A 13,524-nucleotide genomic window follows, 5' to 3' on the forward strand; every position below is an offset into this window, starting at 1 on the left:
CGAAGGGTGACGATGCCGGTTCGAGTGGTGCTCGATGCGACGGTCCTCGCCCGCCCCCGCCTGCGCGATGTGGCGCTCGCCCTTACCGAAGACGGCCTCTACCAACCCTTCTGGAGCGACGGAATCATCGCGGAAGTGGACCGCCGACTGCCGCAGGAACTGCTGCGTCCCGCCCGCGACTTCCTCTTCGCCGAACTCGACCGCGCCTTCCCCGACGCCCGGGTGGTCTGGCCCACCACCGTGCTCCGCGAGGTGCCGCACGTGACGGGACCGAGGGAGGCACACGTGACCTCGGTGGCGCTGCTGTGCCACGCCGACGCCGTCGTCACCGCCGACCCCGAGCTCACCGGGGCACTGGAACGATCGGGTATCGAAGCGTGGACACCCGACGCTTTCGTCACCTTCGCGCTCGACGCCGATCCCGTCCGCACCCGCGCGGCACTGCTGAGAATGGTGCGCCGTCGCTGGCTCGCCGACGATGACACCCGGCGCGAGGCGGACGACGACGAACTGTTCGCACGGCTGGCCGAGTGGGCCGCGCGCGACCTCGGTGCAAACAGCGCCGACCTCCTCGCGCCCCCGGCGCGGTAGCGCGTTTCACGCCCCCGGCGCGGTAGCGCGTTTCACGCCCCGGCGCGGTGACGCGCGGGGAACAGCGGAATAGACTCGACAAGGTTCTCGTCCCACACTCAGGAGCGCCTTCCTTGTCTGCTGTGCCCCCGGCCGCTGTCCCACTGTCCGGATTGGCGCGGATCGCGCTGGCCGACGACAGACTGCGCAGGATCGGCGAGCTCGCCGGTTCCGCCGAACAGGAGATCGTCGCCCCACCCGCCGCGCGGCCGTTCGTCGCGGCGGCGCTGGCCGAGAAGACACCTCTGCTCGTGGTCACCGCCACCGGACGCGAGGCCGACGATCTCACCGCCGAACTCACCGAGATGTTCGGCGAGGGCGTCACGCAGTTCCCCTCGTGGGAGACCTTGCCGCACGAGCGCCTGTCGCCGAGCGCCGACACGGTCGGCCGTCGCCTGCACGTCCTGCGTCGCCTCGCGCGTCCCGACGATCGCGATCTCGGGCCCGCACTGCGGGTCGTCGTCGCCACCGTGCGGTCGCTGGTGCAGCCGATGGCTCCCGGACTCGGCGAGATCGACCCCGTCACGCTGCGGGTCGGCACCGAACACGACTTCGAGGAACTCGTCGAGCGGCTCGTCGAACTGGCGTACACCCGCGTCGACATGGTCGGCAAGCGCGGTGAGTTCGCGGTGCGCGGCGGCATCCTCGACGTCTTCCCGCCCACCGCCGACCATCCGGTCCGCGTCGAGTTCTGGGGCGACGAGGTCACCGAACTTCGCTGCTTCTCCGTCGCCGACCAGCGTTCGATCTCCGAGGTCGACGTGCCGGTGCTCGTCGCGCCGCCGTGCCGCGAACTGCTGCTCACCGACGAGGTCAAGGCCCGCGCCGCGCAGCTCGCCGAGGACAACCCGGCCGATGCGGCGCTCGTCGAGATGCTCGACAAGATGGCCGGCGGCATCCCCGTCGAGGGCATGGAAGCGTTGCTGCCGGTGCTGCAGCCCGGCGAGTTGCAGTTGCTCACCGACGTTCTGCCCGCCGGGGCGCACGTGCTGATCTGCGACCCGGAGAAGGTCCGCACCCGTGCGAGCGATCTCGCCCGCACCGGGCAGGAGTTCCTCGAGGCGTCGTGGACGGCCGCCTCGATCGGTGGTGCGGCGCCGCTCGACACCTCGAACCTCAACGGGGTGGACGGCCGGAAGCTCGATCTCGGCGCGTCGGCCTACCGGTCGCTGCGTCAGGTGCGCGAGGCCGCGCAGGCCGCGGGCAGACCGTGGTGGACGCTCAGCCCGCTCGCCTCCGGTGCCGACACCGAACTCGTCCTCGACGTGCAGCCGGCCCCCGAGGTCCGCGGCTCCGAGGACCTGCTGTCGATGCTGTTCGTGAACCTGCGCGCCCACGTCACCGCGGGGGGCCGCGCGGTGATCGTCGTCGCCGGTGCGGGCACCGGACAGCGCATCCTCGAGCGGCTGAAGGAGAACGAGGTCCCCGCCGCGAAGCTCGAACCGGGCACCGAACCGGTGCGCGGGCAGGTCGGCGTCATGCGCGGTTGCCTGCACGAGGGCGTCGTCCTCCCCGGCAACGACGACAACGTGGTGCCGGGGCTGGTGGTCGTCACCGAGGCCGACCTCACCGGTAACCGCGTGGTCACCGAGGGCCGCAAGACTCCAGTCAAGCGTCGCAACCAGGTCGACCCGCTCGCCCTGAACGCCGGTGACTTCGTCGTCCACGACCAGCACGGCATCGGCAAGTTCGTCGAGATGGTCGAGCGCACGGTCGGTGGTGCCCGCCGCGAGTATCTCGTCATCGAGTACGCGCCCGGCAAGCGGGGCCAGCCCGGCGACAAGCTGTTCGTGCCGATGGAGCAGCTCGACCAGCTCTCTCGGTACGTCGGCGGTGAGCTGCCGTCCGTCAGCAAGCTCGGCGGATCCGACTGGGCCAACACCAAGCGCAAGGCGCGCAAGGCGGTTCGCGAGATCGCCGGCGAGCTCGTGCGGCTGTACGCGGCGCGGCAGGCCTCGCCCGGCCATGCCTTCGCGCCCGACTCGCCGTGGCAGAAGGAGATGGAGGACGCCTTCCCCTTCACGGAGACACAGGACCAGCTCACGGTGATCTCCGAGGTCAAGGCCGACATGGAGAAGGCGGTGCCGATGGACCGCGTCGTGATCGGCGACGTCGGCTACGGCAAGACCGAGATCGCGGTGCGTGCGGCCTTCAAGGCCGTGCAGGACGGCAAGCAGGTCGCGGTGCTCGTCCCCACGACCCTGCTCGCGCAGCAGCACCTGCAGACCTTCACCGAGCGGATGGCGGCTTTCCCCGTGACGGTGAAGGGGCTGAGCCGGTTCACCGACGCATCCGATTCGCGCGCGATCACCGAGGGCATGGCCGACGGCACCGTCGACATCGTCGTCGGCACCCACCGCCTGCTCCAGACCGGGATCCGCTGGAAGGACCTCGGTCTCGTGATCGTCGACGAGGAGCAGCGTTTCGGCGTCGAGCACAAGGAACACATCAAGGCGCTGCGCACGCACGTCGACGTGCTCACGATGTCGGCCACACCGATCCCGCGAACCCTCGAGATGAGCATGGCCGGGATCCGCGAGATGTCGACCATCCTCACCCCGCCCGAGGAGCGGCACCCGATCCTCACCTATGTGGGTGCCTACAACGACAAGCAGGTCGCCGCGGCGATCCGTCGAGAGCTGCTGCGCGACGGCCAGGTCTTCTACGTCCACAACCGGGTGAGCTCGATCGACAAGGCCGCCAAGCGACTCCGCGATCTCGTCCCCGAGGCGCGGGTCGCGGTCGCGCACGGGCAGATGAACGAGGAGACGCTCGAGAAGACGGTGCAGGGCTTCTGGCAGCGCGAGTTCGACGTGCTGGTGTGCACGACGATCGTCGAGACCGGCCTCGACATCTCGAACGCCAACACGCTCATCGTCGAACGTGCGGATTCGCTCGGTCTGTCGCAGCTGCACCAGTTGCGCGGCCGCGTCGGGCGTTCGCGTGAGCGCGGCTACGCGTACTTCCTGTACCCGGCGGAGAAGCCGCTGACGGAGACCGCCTACGACCGACTCGCCACGATCTCGCAGAATTCCGATCTCGGCGCGGGTATGGCCGTGGCCATGAAGGACCTCGAGATCCGCGGCGCCGGTAACGTTCTCGGTGCCGAACAGTCCGGCCACGTCGCCGGGGTGGGCTTCGACCTGTACGTGCGGCTCGTCGGCGAGGCCGTCGAGGCGTACCGGGCCGCGGCCGACGGCCGCACGGTCACCACCGACGAAGCGCCCAAGGAGGTGCGGATCGACCTTCCCGTCGATGCGCACATCCCGGCCGACTACGTCGCATCCGACCGGCTGCGCCTCGAGGCGTACCGCAAGCTCGCCGCCGCGAACGACGACGCCGCGATCGCCACGGTCGTCGACGAACTCGTCGACCGTTACGGTCCGCTGCCCGATGAGGTGCAGCGGCTCGTGTCCGTCGGCCGGTTGCGGTTGCTGTGCCGCGAGTACGGCCTCGAGGAGGTCGCGGTCACCGGCACCCAGATCCGGATCTCGCCGATGGAGCTGCCCGACTCGAAGCAGATGCGGCTCAAGCGGTTGTACCCGGGAGCGCAGTACCGCGCGACGAGCGGTCTCGTGCAACTGCCGATCCCGCGGACCGGCGGGGTCGGATCGGATCGGGTGCGCGACGTGGCGCTGCTGCAGTACATCGCCGACTTCCTGCTCGCCCTCGACGGCAAGCCGCAGGGCTCGGTGGACCTGAACAGCGCGGCGACGGTGAATGCATGACCGACTACACCGCTCTCGCCGAGGCGGCGGCCGTGATGGACAGACTGTGGTCGTTCGGGGGATGGGAGGTCACCCAGACCCACGAGAGTCTGCGCCGCTATCTGATCGAGGAGACCTACGAGGTTCTCGACGCCGTCGAGTCGGGTGATCCGGACGAGCTCCGCGAAGAACTCGGCGACCTGCTGCTGCAGGTGCTGTTCCACTCCCGGATCGCCGAGGCGAACGGGCAGTTCACGGTCGACGACGTGGCGGCGACGCTCGTCGCCAAGCTGGCCGCGCGCAGCCCGCACCTGACCAACGGGCACACCGGTCCGCTCGACGTCGCGGAGCAGGAAGCGGCGTGGGAGATCGCGAAGAAGACGGAGAAGGCACGCACGTCGTGCCTCGACGGGATCGCGATGGCGCAGCCCGCACTCTCCCTGGCCGACAAGGTGATCGAACGCGCGATGCGAGCGGGTTTCCCGGAGGACCTGGTGCCCGAGACGTTGCGGGTCGTCCGGATCACAGGCACGGGCGACACGGAGTCGACGCTCCGATCGGCGATTCTCGCGTTCGCCGGATCGATCCGGGCGGCGGAGAAGGCCGCGCACACCGACGGAGTTCCGCACGGCGGGCTCGACGAGGATGCGTGGCGTCGCTACTGGGCACCCGCCGGCGAGCACCGCGGGGGACCCGCAGACGAGCACCGCGGGGGACCCGCAGACGAGCACCGCGCCTGAATGTGTCTCACCCGACCCACCGGCCCCCGTGCCGGCTGTCGGGTGGAATACACCAGCGGCCCTCGAACTCCGGGAACTGCGCCCGCACTTCGGGGAGCAGATCGGGGATGGTGAGCAGGATGCAATCGGGGGATGCATCGCGCAGAGCGGTGAGGTCGACGATCGGGACGTCCGTTCCCGGCATTCGCCGTCCGGCCTTCGCCGGTGAGCCGTCGGCGACGGCCTCCATGACGGAGCGGTCGACACCCGCACGAGCGAACAGTGCCACGGCCCGGGAAGCCGCGCCGTAGGCGAAGACCCGTCGGTGTTCGGCGGCCGACTTGCGCAGCCAGGAGACCAGTTCGTCCACCTGGCGGTCGGCCCGCCGTTGCAGGGTGCGGAGTGTCGCAGCGCTCGTGATGCCGGTCGCCCGTTCGGCGGCGAGGATCCGGCGTGCACTCAGTCCCGCATTCTACAGATCGGTGGTGACCGGCTTCGAGCTGTTGGTGCTCGTGATCGCCCACGTGGTCGTCACGGTCGGATACCACTGCTTCGACCAGATCGACTCGTGGCGTACCCCCGTTCTCATCGGCGCCTCGACGACTGCGGCGATCGTCTCCCTCGGAATCCAGAAGGCCTGGTACGAAAGAATTCTCGGAACCGGCACAGAGGAGTACCGGAGGGTCGCCCGCGGATACGTCTTCGCCGTCGCCGCCCTGGCCGTCGCCGGATACGGATGGGGGCACCTCGGCCGGTCAGTCCTGGACGTTCGGTTCGCTGCTGATCGCTCTCGTGCTCACCCTGTTGGGGCGGACGCTGCTCCGCCGTCACCTCTCGAAGGCCCGCACCGAGGGTCGATATCTGCACTCGGTGCTCGTGGCCGGAGACGTGGAGTAGGTGCACGAGGTGGTCGCCCGGGCCGACTGCCTCCGACGCGCCGGATGGCGGGTCGACGGCATCTGCCTCGCCGTCGACCGCGGCGCCGACTCCCTGCCGGTGGCCATCGACGACATCCCCGTCCTCGGCACCGACGAGATCGTCCTGGCCGTCGCCGAGCAGCACAACTTCGAGGCCGTCGCACTCCTGCCCTCCGGTTGGTGGCCGCACGCGCGGACACGCAGACTCGGCTGGGACCTCGAGAAGATCGGTGCCGAGCTCCTCATCGCCCCCGTGCTTATGGACGTCGTCGGCCCGCGCCTGCACATCTCCCCGCTCGAGGGGCTGCCCCTGTTGCAGATGAGCGCCCCCAGCTACAGTGGCCCGGCCTGGATCGTGAAGAACGTCTTCGATCGGGTCCTCGCGGTGCTGATCCTGATGGTGATCGCGCCGGCACTGCTCGCCGTCGCGGTCGCGATCAAGGTCGGCAGCAGAGGACCGATCCTCTTCCGTCAGCAACGGGTGGGACGCGGCGGAACCCCGTTCACGATGTACAAGTTCCGCAGCATGGTCGTCGGCGCCGACGAGCACAAGGACGACATCGCCGATCACGACATCGGTGCCGGAGTCGGCCCGCGCCCACCGCTCGAATGCGAGGTCGCCCGGTACGGAGAGGACGGCGCGGCGCGGCGGTTGTTCGTCAAACCGGGTGTGACGGGACTGTGGCAGGTCAACGGACGCAGCAATCTGTCCTGGGACGAGTCGGTACGGGCCGATCTGCGGTACGTCGAGAACTGGACCTTCATGCTCGACCTGTCGATCCTGCGTCGCACCATCCGGGCGGTCCTCAGCGGGGACGGCGCGTATCGAGGGACATCGCTGCCGAAACAGCGGTGGAGTCCGACCCCTCGCGGATTCCACCCTCCGAGGCCGGCGCCGACGATCAGGCGGGATCGTCGGCGCCGGTGCGTCTACATGGGGTTTTCGTCCCGTATGGAATATGGAGGGGTGCCGTCCGATCGAGAACCCCGACGCTGGCTGTGGCCGGTGGTCCTGCTCAGTGCACTCGTCGCCGTCGTCTTCGTGGCGGTCGAGTCCGCTCTGCACTCACCCCGGCGACCGTCCGTCGAGATCCCCGACGGCGTTCCACCGGCTCCCGGTCTGCCCGTTCCTCCCATCGACGTGAACGGTCCCGGCCGCACAGCGGCGCAGCTCGCCGACTGGGCCGAATCACAGTCCCGCGAACTGGGCATCCCCACCACCGCACTCGAGGCGTACGGGCACGCGGCGGCCGTCCTGGCCGTCGGCACCCCCGACTGCGGCCTGTCGTGGACGACCCTCGCCGGCATCGGCAACGTGGAGAGCAGCCACGGACGGTTCGGCGGCGCCTCCCTCGGATCCGACGGCAACGTCTCACCGCCCATCCGGGGTGTCCCGCTCGACGGCACCCGGGGCAACGCCGAGATCCGCGACACCGACGGTGGCCGCCTCGACGGCGACCCGGTGCTCGACCGGGCGGTCGGGCCGATGCAGTTCATCCCCGAGACCTGGGAACGATGGGGTGTCGACGCGAACGGCGACGGCATCGCCGACCCCGACAACATCGACGACGCGGCCCTGACCGCAGGCCGCTATCTGTGCGACCGCGGAGGCGACCTGACCACCGCGGAGGGCTGGACGAACGCCCTGATGGCTTACAACCGCTCCACCGAATACCTGATGCTCGTCCGCGACCGCGCCGCCGCCTACGGCGTGGGAGTGCGGCCGTAGACAGTACCGCGCCGGGCCTCGAGCGCGCCTGTACCTCACACGCAGGTCGCGACCGTTAGGCTGTCCCCAGCGTGCAGACACCGCAGCGTGACAGTCCATCGAAGGAGAATCAGCCAGTGGCCATCATTGAGCAGGTAGGAGCCCGCGAAATCCTCGACTCCCGTGGCAACCCCACGGTCGAGGTCGAAGTGCTGCTCGAGGACGGAAGTTTCGCCCGCGCTGCAGTGCCGTCGGGCGCCTCCACCGGCGAGCACGAGGCCGTCGAGCTGCGTGACGGCGGCGAGCGTTACCTCGGCAAGGGTGTCGAGAAGGCCGTCGAGGCGGTTCTCGCCGAGATCGGCCCGGCCATCATCGGCCTCGACGCCACCGAGCAGCGCACCGTCGACCAGGCACTCCTCGACGCCGACGGGACCCCCGACAAGGGCCGCCTCGGCGCGAACGCCCTGCTCGGCGCGTCGCTCGCCGTCGCGAAGGCCGGCGCGGAGTCGTCCGGACTCGAGCTGTTCCGCTACGTCGGCGGCCCGAACGCCCACATCCTTCCCGTTCCGATGATGAACATCCTCAACGGCGGCGCCCACGCCGACACGGGCGTCGACGTCCAGGAGTTCATGGTCGCCCCGATCGGCGCCCCGACCTTCAAGGAATCCCTCCGCTGGGGTGCCGAGGTCTACCACTCCCTCAAGTCCGTGCTCAAGAGCAAGGGCCTGGCCACCGGCCTCGGCGACGAGGGCGGCTTCGCTCCCGACGTCGCGGGCACCAAGGCCGCGCTCGACCTGATCAGCGAGGCGATCTCCAAGACCGGCCTGAAGCTGGGCAGCGATGTCGCGCTCGCGCTGGACGTCGCGGCCACCGAGTTCTACACCGAGGGCACCGGCTACAAGTTCGAGGGCCAGAACCGCACGGCCGCCGAGATGGGCGCCTTCTACGCCGAGCTGCTCGGCCAGTACCCGCTGGTCTCCATCGAGGATCCGCTCAGCGAGGACGACTGGGAGGGCTGGGTCGCGCTCACCGAGGAGATCGGCGACAGGATCCAGCTCGTCGGCGACGACCTGTTCGTCACCAACCCGGAGCGCCTCGAGGACGGCATCGTCAAGGGCGCCGCGAACGCGCTGCTCGTGAAGGTCAACCAGATCGGCACCCTCACCGAGACCCTCGACGCCGTCGACCTCGCACACCGCAACGGCTACAAGACGATGATGAGCCACCGGTCCGGCGAGACCGAGGACACCACCATCGCCGATCTCGCCGTCGCCGTCGGCAGCGGACAGATCAAGACCGGCGCGCCCGCCCGCTCCGAGCGTGTCGCCAAGTACAACCAGCTGCTGCGCATCGAGGAGTCCCTCGGTGACGTCGCTCGTTACGCCGGCGAGCTCGCCTTCCCGCGGTTCTCCGTCGAGGGCTGATCGCCGGCATGAGTCAACGCGGTAGATCCCGTCCCGGCGCGAGGCGCACCCGCACCGAGGGTGTGTCGGGCGTCCGGCGTCCGGGCCGGGTCCGGCCCACGGGATCTACCGCCCCGGCCGAACACTCGGCCGAGAACGCGGGTGCGCGGCCGGCCGGCCGCGAGGACCCCGTTCATTCGTCGCCCGGCCGCGGCCGGCCCGGTGGTTCGGGGCGAGCCCGCCCCACCCGGGTCGGCGCCCCCCGCGACTCCCGCCGCCCCCGCACCGAACGCACCGTCCTGGGCCTGTCCACCGGCCGCGCCGTGGTGCTCGCCCTCGTCGTGTGCGGTCTCGCCCTCACCCTCGCGGTGCCGCTGCGCACCTACGTGAGCCAGCGTTCCGAAGCCGAGCAGCTCGCCGCCGAACGCGTGCAGCTCGAACAGGAGATCGCGGCCCTCGAAGAGCAGAAGGCCCGCATGGAGGATCCGGCCTGGGTCCGCGCCCAGGCCCGCGAGCGACTGCGGTTCGTCGTCCCCGGCGACATTCCCTACCAGGTACAACTGCCGGGCGACGCCCCACCCGAACGCGAGCAACGCGAACCCGAGCGGCCGACGACCGGCGCCTGGTACAGCGACCTGTGGTTGTCGGTGTCCGAACCGGCACCCGAACCCGAGTCCGAACCCGTGCCCCAGCAGATGCCTGTGGCACCCCCAGAACCAGGAGATGTTCCCGGGTGACCGATCACGTCACGCAAGAAGACCTCGACGCCGTCGCCGCCCAGCTCGGGCGCGAACCCCGCGGCGTCCTGGCCATCGCCTACCGTTGCCCCGACGGTGCGCCCGGAGTGGTGAAGACCGCGCCCAAGCTGCCCGACGGCACGCCCTTCCCGACGCTGTACTACCTCACCGACCCGCGCCTCACAGCCGAAGCGAGCCGGCAGGAATCCGCCGGGGTCATGAAGGAGATGACCGAGCGCCTCGGCACCGACGAGGAACTTGCTGCGGGCTACCTGCGCGCCCACGAGTCGTACCTGGCCGAACGCGACGCGATCGAGTCGCTCGGCACCGACTTCACCGGCGGCGGCATGCCCGAACGCGTCAAGTGTCTGCACGTGCTGATCGCCCATTCGCTCGCGAAGGGACCGGGCGTCAACCCGCTCGGCGACGAATCCGTAGCCCTCGCCGCCGACGCCGGTCTGCGTGGCACGGCGATCCCCGCCGACTGGCCCACCTACGCCGAGCTGCGCGGAGAAGAACAGTGAGGGTCGCGGGAATCGACTGCGGCACCAACTCCATCCGCCTTCTGATCGCCGACATCGCGAAGGACGGCACCCTCACCGACGTCACCCGCCTCATGAAGGTCGTGCGGCTCGGGCAGGGCGTCGACGCCACCGGTCGTCTCGCACCCGAGGCGATCGAACGCACGCGGGTCGCGCTGGTGGAGTACGCCGACCTGATCCGCGAAACCGGCGCCACCGCCGTTCGCATGGTTGCCACCTCGGCCACGCGCGACGCGAGCAACCGTGAGGACTTCTTCGCGATGACCCGCGAGGTGCTCGGTGCCGTGATCCCCGGAGCCGAGGCAGAGGTCATCACCGGCGACGAGGAGGCGCGTCTGTCCTTCGCTGGTTCGGTCGGCGAACTCGACTCCGCGCGTGGGCCTTTCGTCGTCGTCGATCTCGGTGGCGGATCCACCGAGGTCGTGCTCGGCGACGCCGACGGTGTGCACGCCGCCTACTCCACCGACATCGGCTGCGTCCGGCTGACCGAACGGTGCCTGCACGACGACCCGCCGACCGCCGCGCAGGTCGCTGCGGCACGGGAGGTCGCGGCGGACAAGATCCGCGAAGCGCTCGAGCGGGTGCCGGTCGAGCAGGCCCACACCTGGGTGGGTGTCGCGGGCACCATGACCACCCTCGCCGCGATCGCCCTCGAACTCGACGAGTACGACTCCGAGAAGATCCACTTGTCGTCGGTGCCGTTCGACCGCCTGCGCGAGGTGTGCGACGGTCTCGTCGCCGCGACCCGCGAGAAGCGCGCGGCGCTCGGCCCGATGCATCCCGGCCGCGTCGACGTCATCGGCGGCGGCTCGATCATCACCACGGTCCTCGCCGAGGAACTCGGCCGCCGAGCCGGCATCACCGAGCTGGTCGTGAGCGAGCACGACATCCTCGACGGCATCGCCCTGTCCGTCGCCCGCTAGTTCTTTGATCCGCACTACTCGGAGATCCAGTCGGGCGGCTACCGCAGCCTCGACGAGAACCAGCGCGTGCGCTTCGAGATCGGCCAGGGTGCCAAGGGTCCCCAGGCCACCGGTATCACCGTGATCTGATTCGATCTCCCGTCCCCCCAGGGGATCCGAGACACCATCAGGCCCGCCTCGTCATTCGAGGCGGGCCTGATGCATGTCCTGGCCGGATCGAGCGGAAACGATTGTGACGACCGGAAATCCCGTCAGGGCACCGTGAAACGAGTGGTGAACCGGGCGGGGTCGAGATAGGTCGTGTTGAGGCCGTCCGTGGTCACTGTCATTCCCGCATCGCCGGAACCGATGTCGATACTGATCTGTCCGCTGGGAGCGTGTCCGGGTTCGCCGGGAGCCGACGTCAGCTCGAGGGCGCGTACGCCGTTCCTCTTGCTTCCCTAGTGGTTGACGAATGCGGTGATGGTGCACGAACCGCCCAAGAACGTCGACCAGGACAGATCGATGAGGATCGTTCCCGGTCGATGGTGCGGGGCGAACACGTGGCCGGTCAGCTGCCCGCTGCACGGTACCGAGTGGTCCCGCCCCAACGAGTATGTGGTCGGCAGGGGAACGAACTCCTGGTGGTGCGCGGACGCCGTGCCCGGAAGAACCGCGAGCAGGGCAAGCGACATGCCGCCGACCGCGAACGTCCGACGGAATTGTCGTCCAGTCACGCTCCGAGCGGTGTTCATACCGTCCCGCAGTCCGACGACGGCGCAACGCCGGCGAATCGGCCGTCGAGGAAGTCCAGCGCACCCGGCAAGCCGATCACGGCGGCAGTGATGTGATCCGGGCTCGGCACGAGTTCGGTCCGCACCGCCACCCCGGCGTCGCAGTACCTGCGCAGCGTCGTGGAGATCGCATCGAGAGGAATCAGCACGTCGGTCGGTGAATGCCACTCGTACACCGGGGCATTCGGCACCGTCGCGACCTTCTCGACGCTGTTCTCCATCAGCACCTCCTGCACGGTCGGGCTGTCGAGCAGGGCAAGGCCCGCCGCCGCGTCGGCGACGTCGGCCATGCTGCGACCGGCACCGGCGAGCAGGATTTCGTTGGTGCACGCGTTGGCGATGCGGTCGCGCAGTTCCCGCCCCGCACCGTTGAGCTGCTCGCTGACCGGCATGCGGTCCGGGTACTCACGTTCGAGGCCGAGGGCGGCCGCCATCGCCAATCCGAAGGCGGGATGAGCGGATTCGCCGAGTTCCCGGGCCATCTCGCCGATGTCCATCGGGACGCCACCGTAGGCGGAGCCGACGATCGGGATCTCGGGCGCGTAGGTCGGGGCGAGTGCTGCGGCCATCGCTGTCGCCATCCCGCCGCCGGAGTAGCCGGCGATGCCGACCGGACTGTCGGCGAGTTCGAGCGGTGCGTAGCGTTGCGCGGCCCGGATGCCGTCGAGGGTGATCTGCCCGCCGACCTTCGCGGCGCCGTAGGCGCTGTTCGGTCCGAGATGATCGGGAACGGCCAGCGACCAGCCGCGCTGGATCGCGATGAGCAGGCCGGGAGACTCCCGGATCCCTCGCAGCGGGTTCGGTGCGTACAGCGCCGTCGACGGCGCGCATTCGAGCCCGAGTGCGTTGATGATGGCTTGGTACGAGACGAGCGGACGACCCGGCGCCCCACCCTGAGGGGACAGCACGGTGGTCACTGCGGAGATCGGTTCGCCGGCGGAGTTCGTCGACCGGAACTTCAACTGGACGGCGTCGGTGCCGGGAAATCCGAGCGGCGGCGGAAGGACGCGCGCGGCGAGGGCGTCACCGGGCTGCCGATCGGCGATGTCGTCGGGGGTGCTGTAGAAGGAGTCGTTCACGGACGCGGGGTAGACGATGCCTTCGGCCTGTGCGGAGGGTGCGGCCACCAGGCTCGGCGTCGCTGCCAGGGCCATGACGGCTACTGCGGTGGCGAGTCGCCCGGTCAGTGGGCGTGCGGTCGTGAAGCGCATCCATGGTCCTTCTCTTCGTGCCCGGTTCACCACCCGGCTGTCCGCTGTGTACTTGTCTCCCCGCAGGATGTCGGCCGGAAATCGAGGTGCGTTACAGCCCGGGCGAGGAGCACATTCGAAGTCGGATCCGAGGAGGTCGAGGAGCAATGAGGATCGAACCTTGCACGGCCGAACGACGAAGTGACGTACTCGATCTCTCCCTCCGGGCGTGGCGTCCCGTCCTCGGGCTGTACCGGCCTCCGTCTACGAGGGGA

11 protein-coding genes and 2 pseudogenes are annotated in these 13,524 nt (G+C 69.6%); 10 read left to right on the forward strand and 3 right to left on the reverse strand.

The window, feature by feature from the left end:
- Positions 1-12: 12 nt before the first annotated feature.
- From BO226_RS01850 to BO226_RS01860, 3 genes are all read left to right on the forward strand, one after another.
- Entirely contained in the window at positions 13-591 is a 579-nt protein-coding gene (locus BO226_RS01850; protein WP_039584602.1) for a PIN domain-containing protein, read from the forward strand.
- A 113-nt stretch (positions 592-704) separates the two neighbouring features.
- Entirely contained in the window at positions 705-4,358 is a 3,654-nt protein-coding gene (gene mfd, locus BO226_RS01855; RefSeq protein WP_039584578.1) for a transcription-repair coupling factor, read from the forward strand.
- Complete coding sequence (locus BO226_RS01860; RefSeq protein ID WP_006553854.1) at positions 4,355-5,077, forward strand: MazG family protein; 723 nt, start codon at positions 4,355-4,357, stop codon at positions 5,075-5,077. Before mfd ends, BO226_RS01860 begins: the two co-directional genes overlap by 4 nt.
- 7 nt (positions 5,078-5,084) lie before the next feature.
- Here BO226_RS01860 and BO226_RS01865 read toward each other — a convergent pair whose 3' ends face one another.
- Positions 5,085-5,519 (reverse strand): hypothetical protein, encoded by a 435-nt coding sequence (locus BO226_RS01865; protein WP_306839277.1) that lies wholly within the window; start codon positions 5,517-5,519, stop codon positions 5,085-5,087.
- Between the two features lie 851 nt (positions 5,520-6,370).
- Between BO226_RS01865 and BO226_RS27870 the strand changes: the two are divergent.
- From BO226_RS27870 to BO226_RS01910, 7 genes and pseudogenes are all read left to right on the forward strand, one after another.
- A pseudogene (locus BO226_RS27870) lies at positions 6,371-6,721 on the forward strand (sugar transferase); the annotation flags it as partial.
- A gap of 204 nt (positions 6,722-6,925) precedes the next feature.
- Positions 6,926-7,702 carry a lytic transglycosylase domain-containing protein gene (locus tag BO226_RS01885; RefSeq protein WP_232238154.1) on the forward strand — a complete coding sequence of 259 codons (777 nt, stop codon included), beginning with the start codon at positions 6,926-6,928 and terminating at the stop codon, positions 7,700-7,702.
- A 116-nt stretch (positions 7,703-7,818) separates the two neighbouring features.
- Positions 7,819-9,105, forward strand: a complete 1,287-nt coding sequence (gene eno / locus BO226_RS01890; RefSeq protein WP_006553858.1) for a phosphopyruvate hydratase — start codon at positions 7,819-7,821, stop codon at positions 9,103-9,105.
- Positions 9,106-9,113: 8 nt separating this feature from the next.
- Positions 9,114-9,821 (forward strand): FtsB family cell division protein, encoded by a 708-nt coding sequence (locus tag BO226_RS01895; protein ID WP_071934506.1) that lies wholly within the window; start codon positions 9,114-9,116, stop codon positions 9,819-9,821.
- Entirely contained in the window at positions 9,818-10,345 is a 528-nt protein-coding gene (locus tag BO226_RS01900) for a DUF501 domain-containing protein (RefSeq protein WP_006553860.1), read from the forward strand. The genes BO226_RS01895 and BO226_RS01900 overlap by 4 nt, the downstream gene beginning before the upstream one ends.
- Positions 10,342-11,286, forward strand: coding sequence for a Ppx/GppA phosphatase family protein (locus BO226_RS01905; protein WP_006553861.1), 945 nt, complete (start codon positions 10,342-10,344; stop codon positions 11,284-11,286). The genes BO226_RS01900 and BO226_RS01905 overlap by 4 nt, the downstream gene beginning before the upstream one ends.
- A 12-nt stretch (positions 11,287-11,298) precedes the next feature.
- A pseudogene (locus tag BO226_RS01910) lies at positions 11,299-11,415 on the forward strand (cold shock domain-containing protein); the annotation flags it as partial.
- Between the two features lie 311 nt (positions 11,416-11,726).
- On the opposite strand, the gene BO226_RS26545 reads toward BO226_RS01910, so the two are convergent.
- Both BO226_RS26545 and BO226_RS01920 read right to left on the reverse strand, forming a co-directional pair.
- Positions 11,727-12,002, reverse strand: a complete 276-nt coding sequence (locus BO226_RS26545) for a hypothetical protein (RefSeq protein ID WP_156895087.1) — start codon at positions 12,000-12,002, stop codon at positions 11,727-11,729.
- Positions 12,003-12,016: 14 nt separating this feature from the next.
- Positions 12,017-13,270, reverse strand: coding sequence for a lipase family protein (locus BO226_RS01920; RefSeq protein ID WP_071934507.1), 1,254 nt, complete (start codon positions 13,268-13,270; stop codon positions 12,017-12,019).
- Between the last annotated feature and the right edge of the window lie 254 nt (positions 13,271-13,524).

This window comes from Rhodococcus sp. 2G (assembly GCF_001886355.1).
GTDB classification, from domain to species: domain Bacteria; phylum Actinomycetota; class Actinomycetes; order Mycobacteriales; family Mycobacteriaceae; genus Rhodococcus; species Rhodococcus pyridinivorans.

Excerpts from the sequence above, each read along its gene's own strand:
- BO226_RS01895 (WP_071934506.1), top strand. The coding sequence starts at position 9,114 with ATGAGTCAACGCGGTAGATCCCGTCCCGGCGCGAGGCGCACCCGCACC.
- BO226_RS01885 (WP_232238154.1), top strand. The coding sequence starts at position 6,926 with ATGGAATATGGAGGGGTGCCGTCCGATCGAGAACCCCGACGCTGGCTG.
- BO226_RS01920 (WP_071934507.1), bottom strand. The coding sequence starts at position 13,270 with ATGCGCTTCACGACCGCACGCCCACTGACCGGGCGACTCGCCACCGCA.
- BO226_RS01850 (WP_039584602.1), top strand. The coding sequence starts at position 13 with ATGCCGGTTCGAGTGGTGCTCGATGCGACGGTCCTCGCCCGCCCCCGC.
- BO226_RS01860 (WP_006553854.1), top strand. The coding sequence starts at position 4,355 with ATGACCGACTACACCGCTCTCGCCGAGGCGGCGGCCGTGATGGACAGA.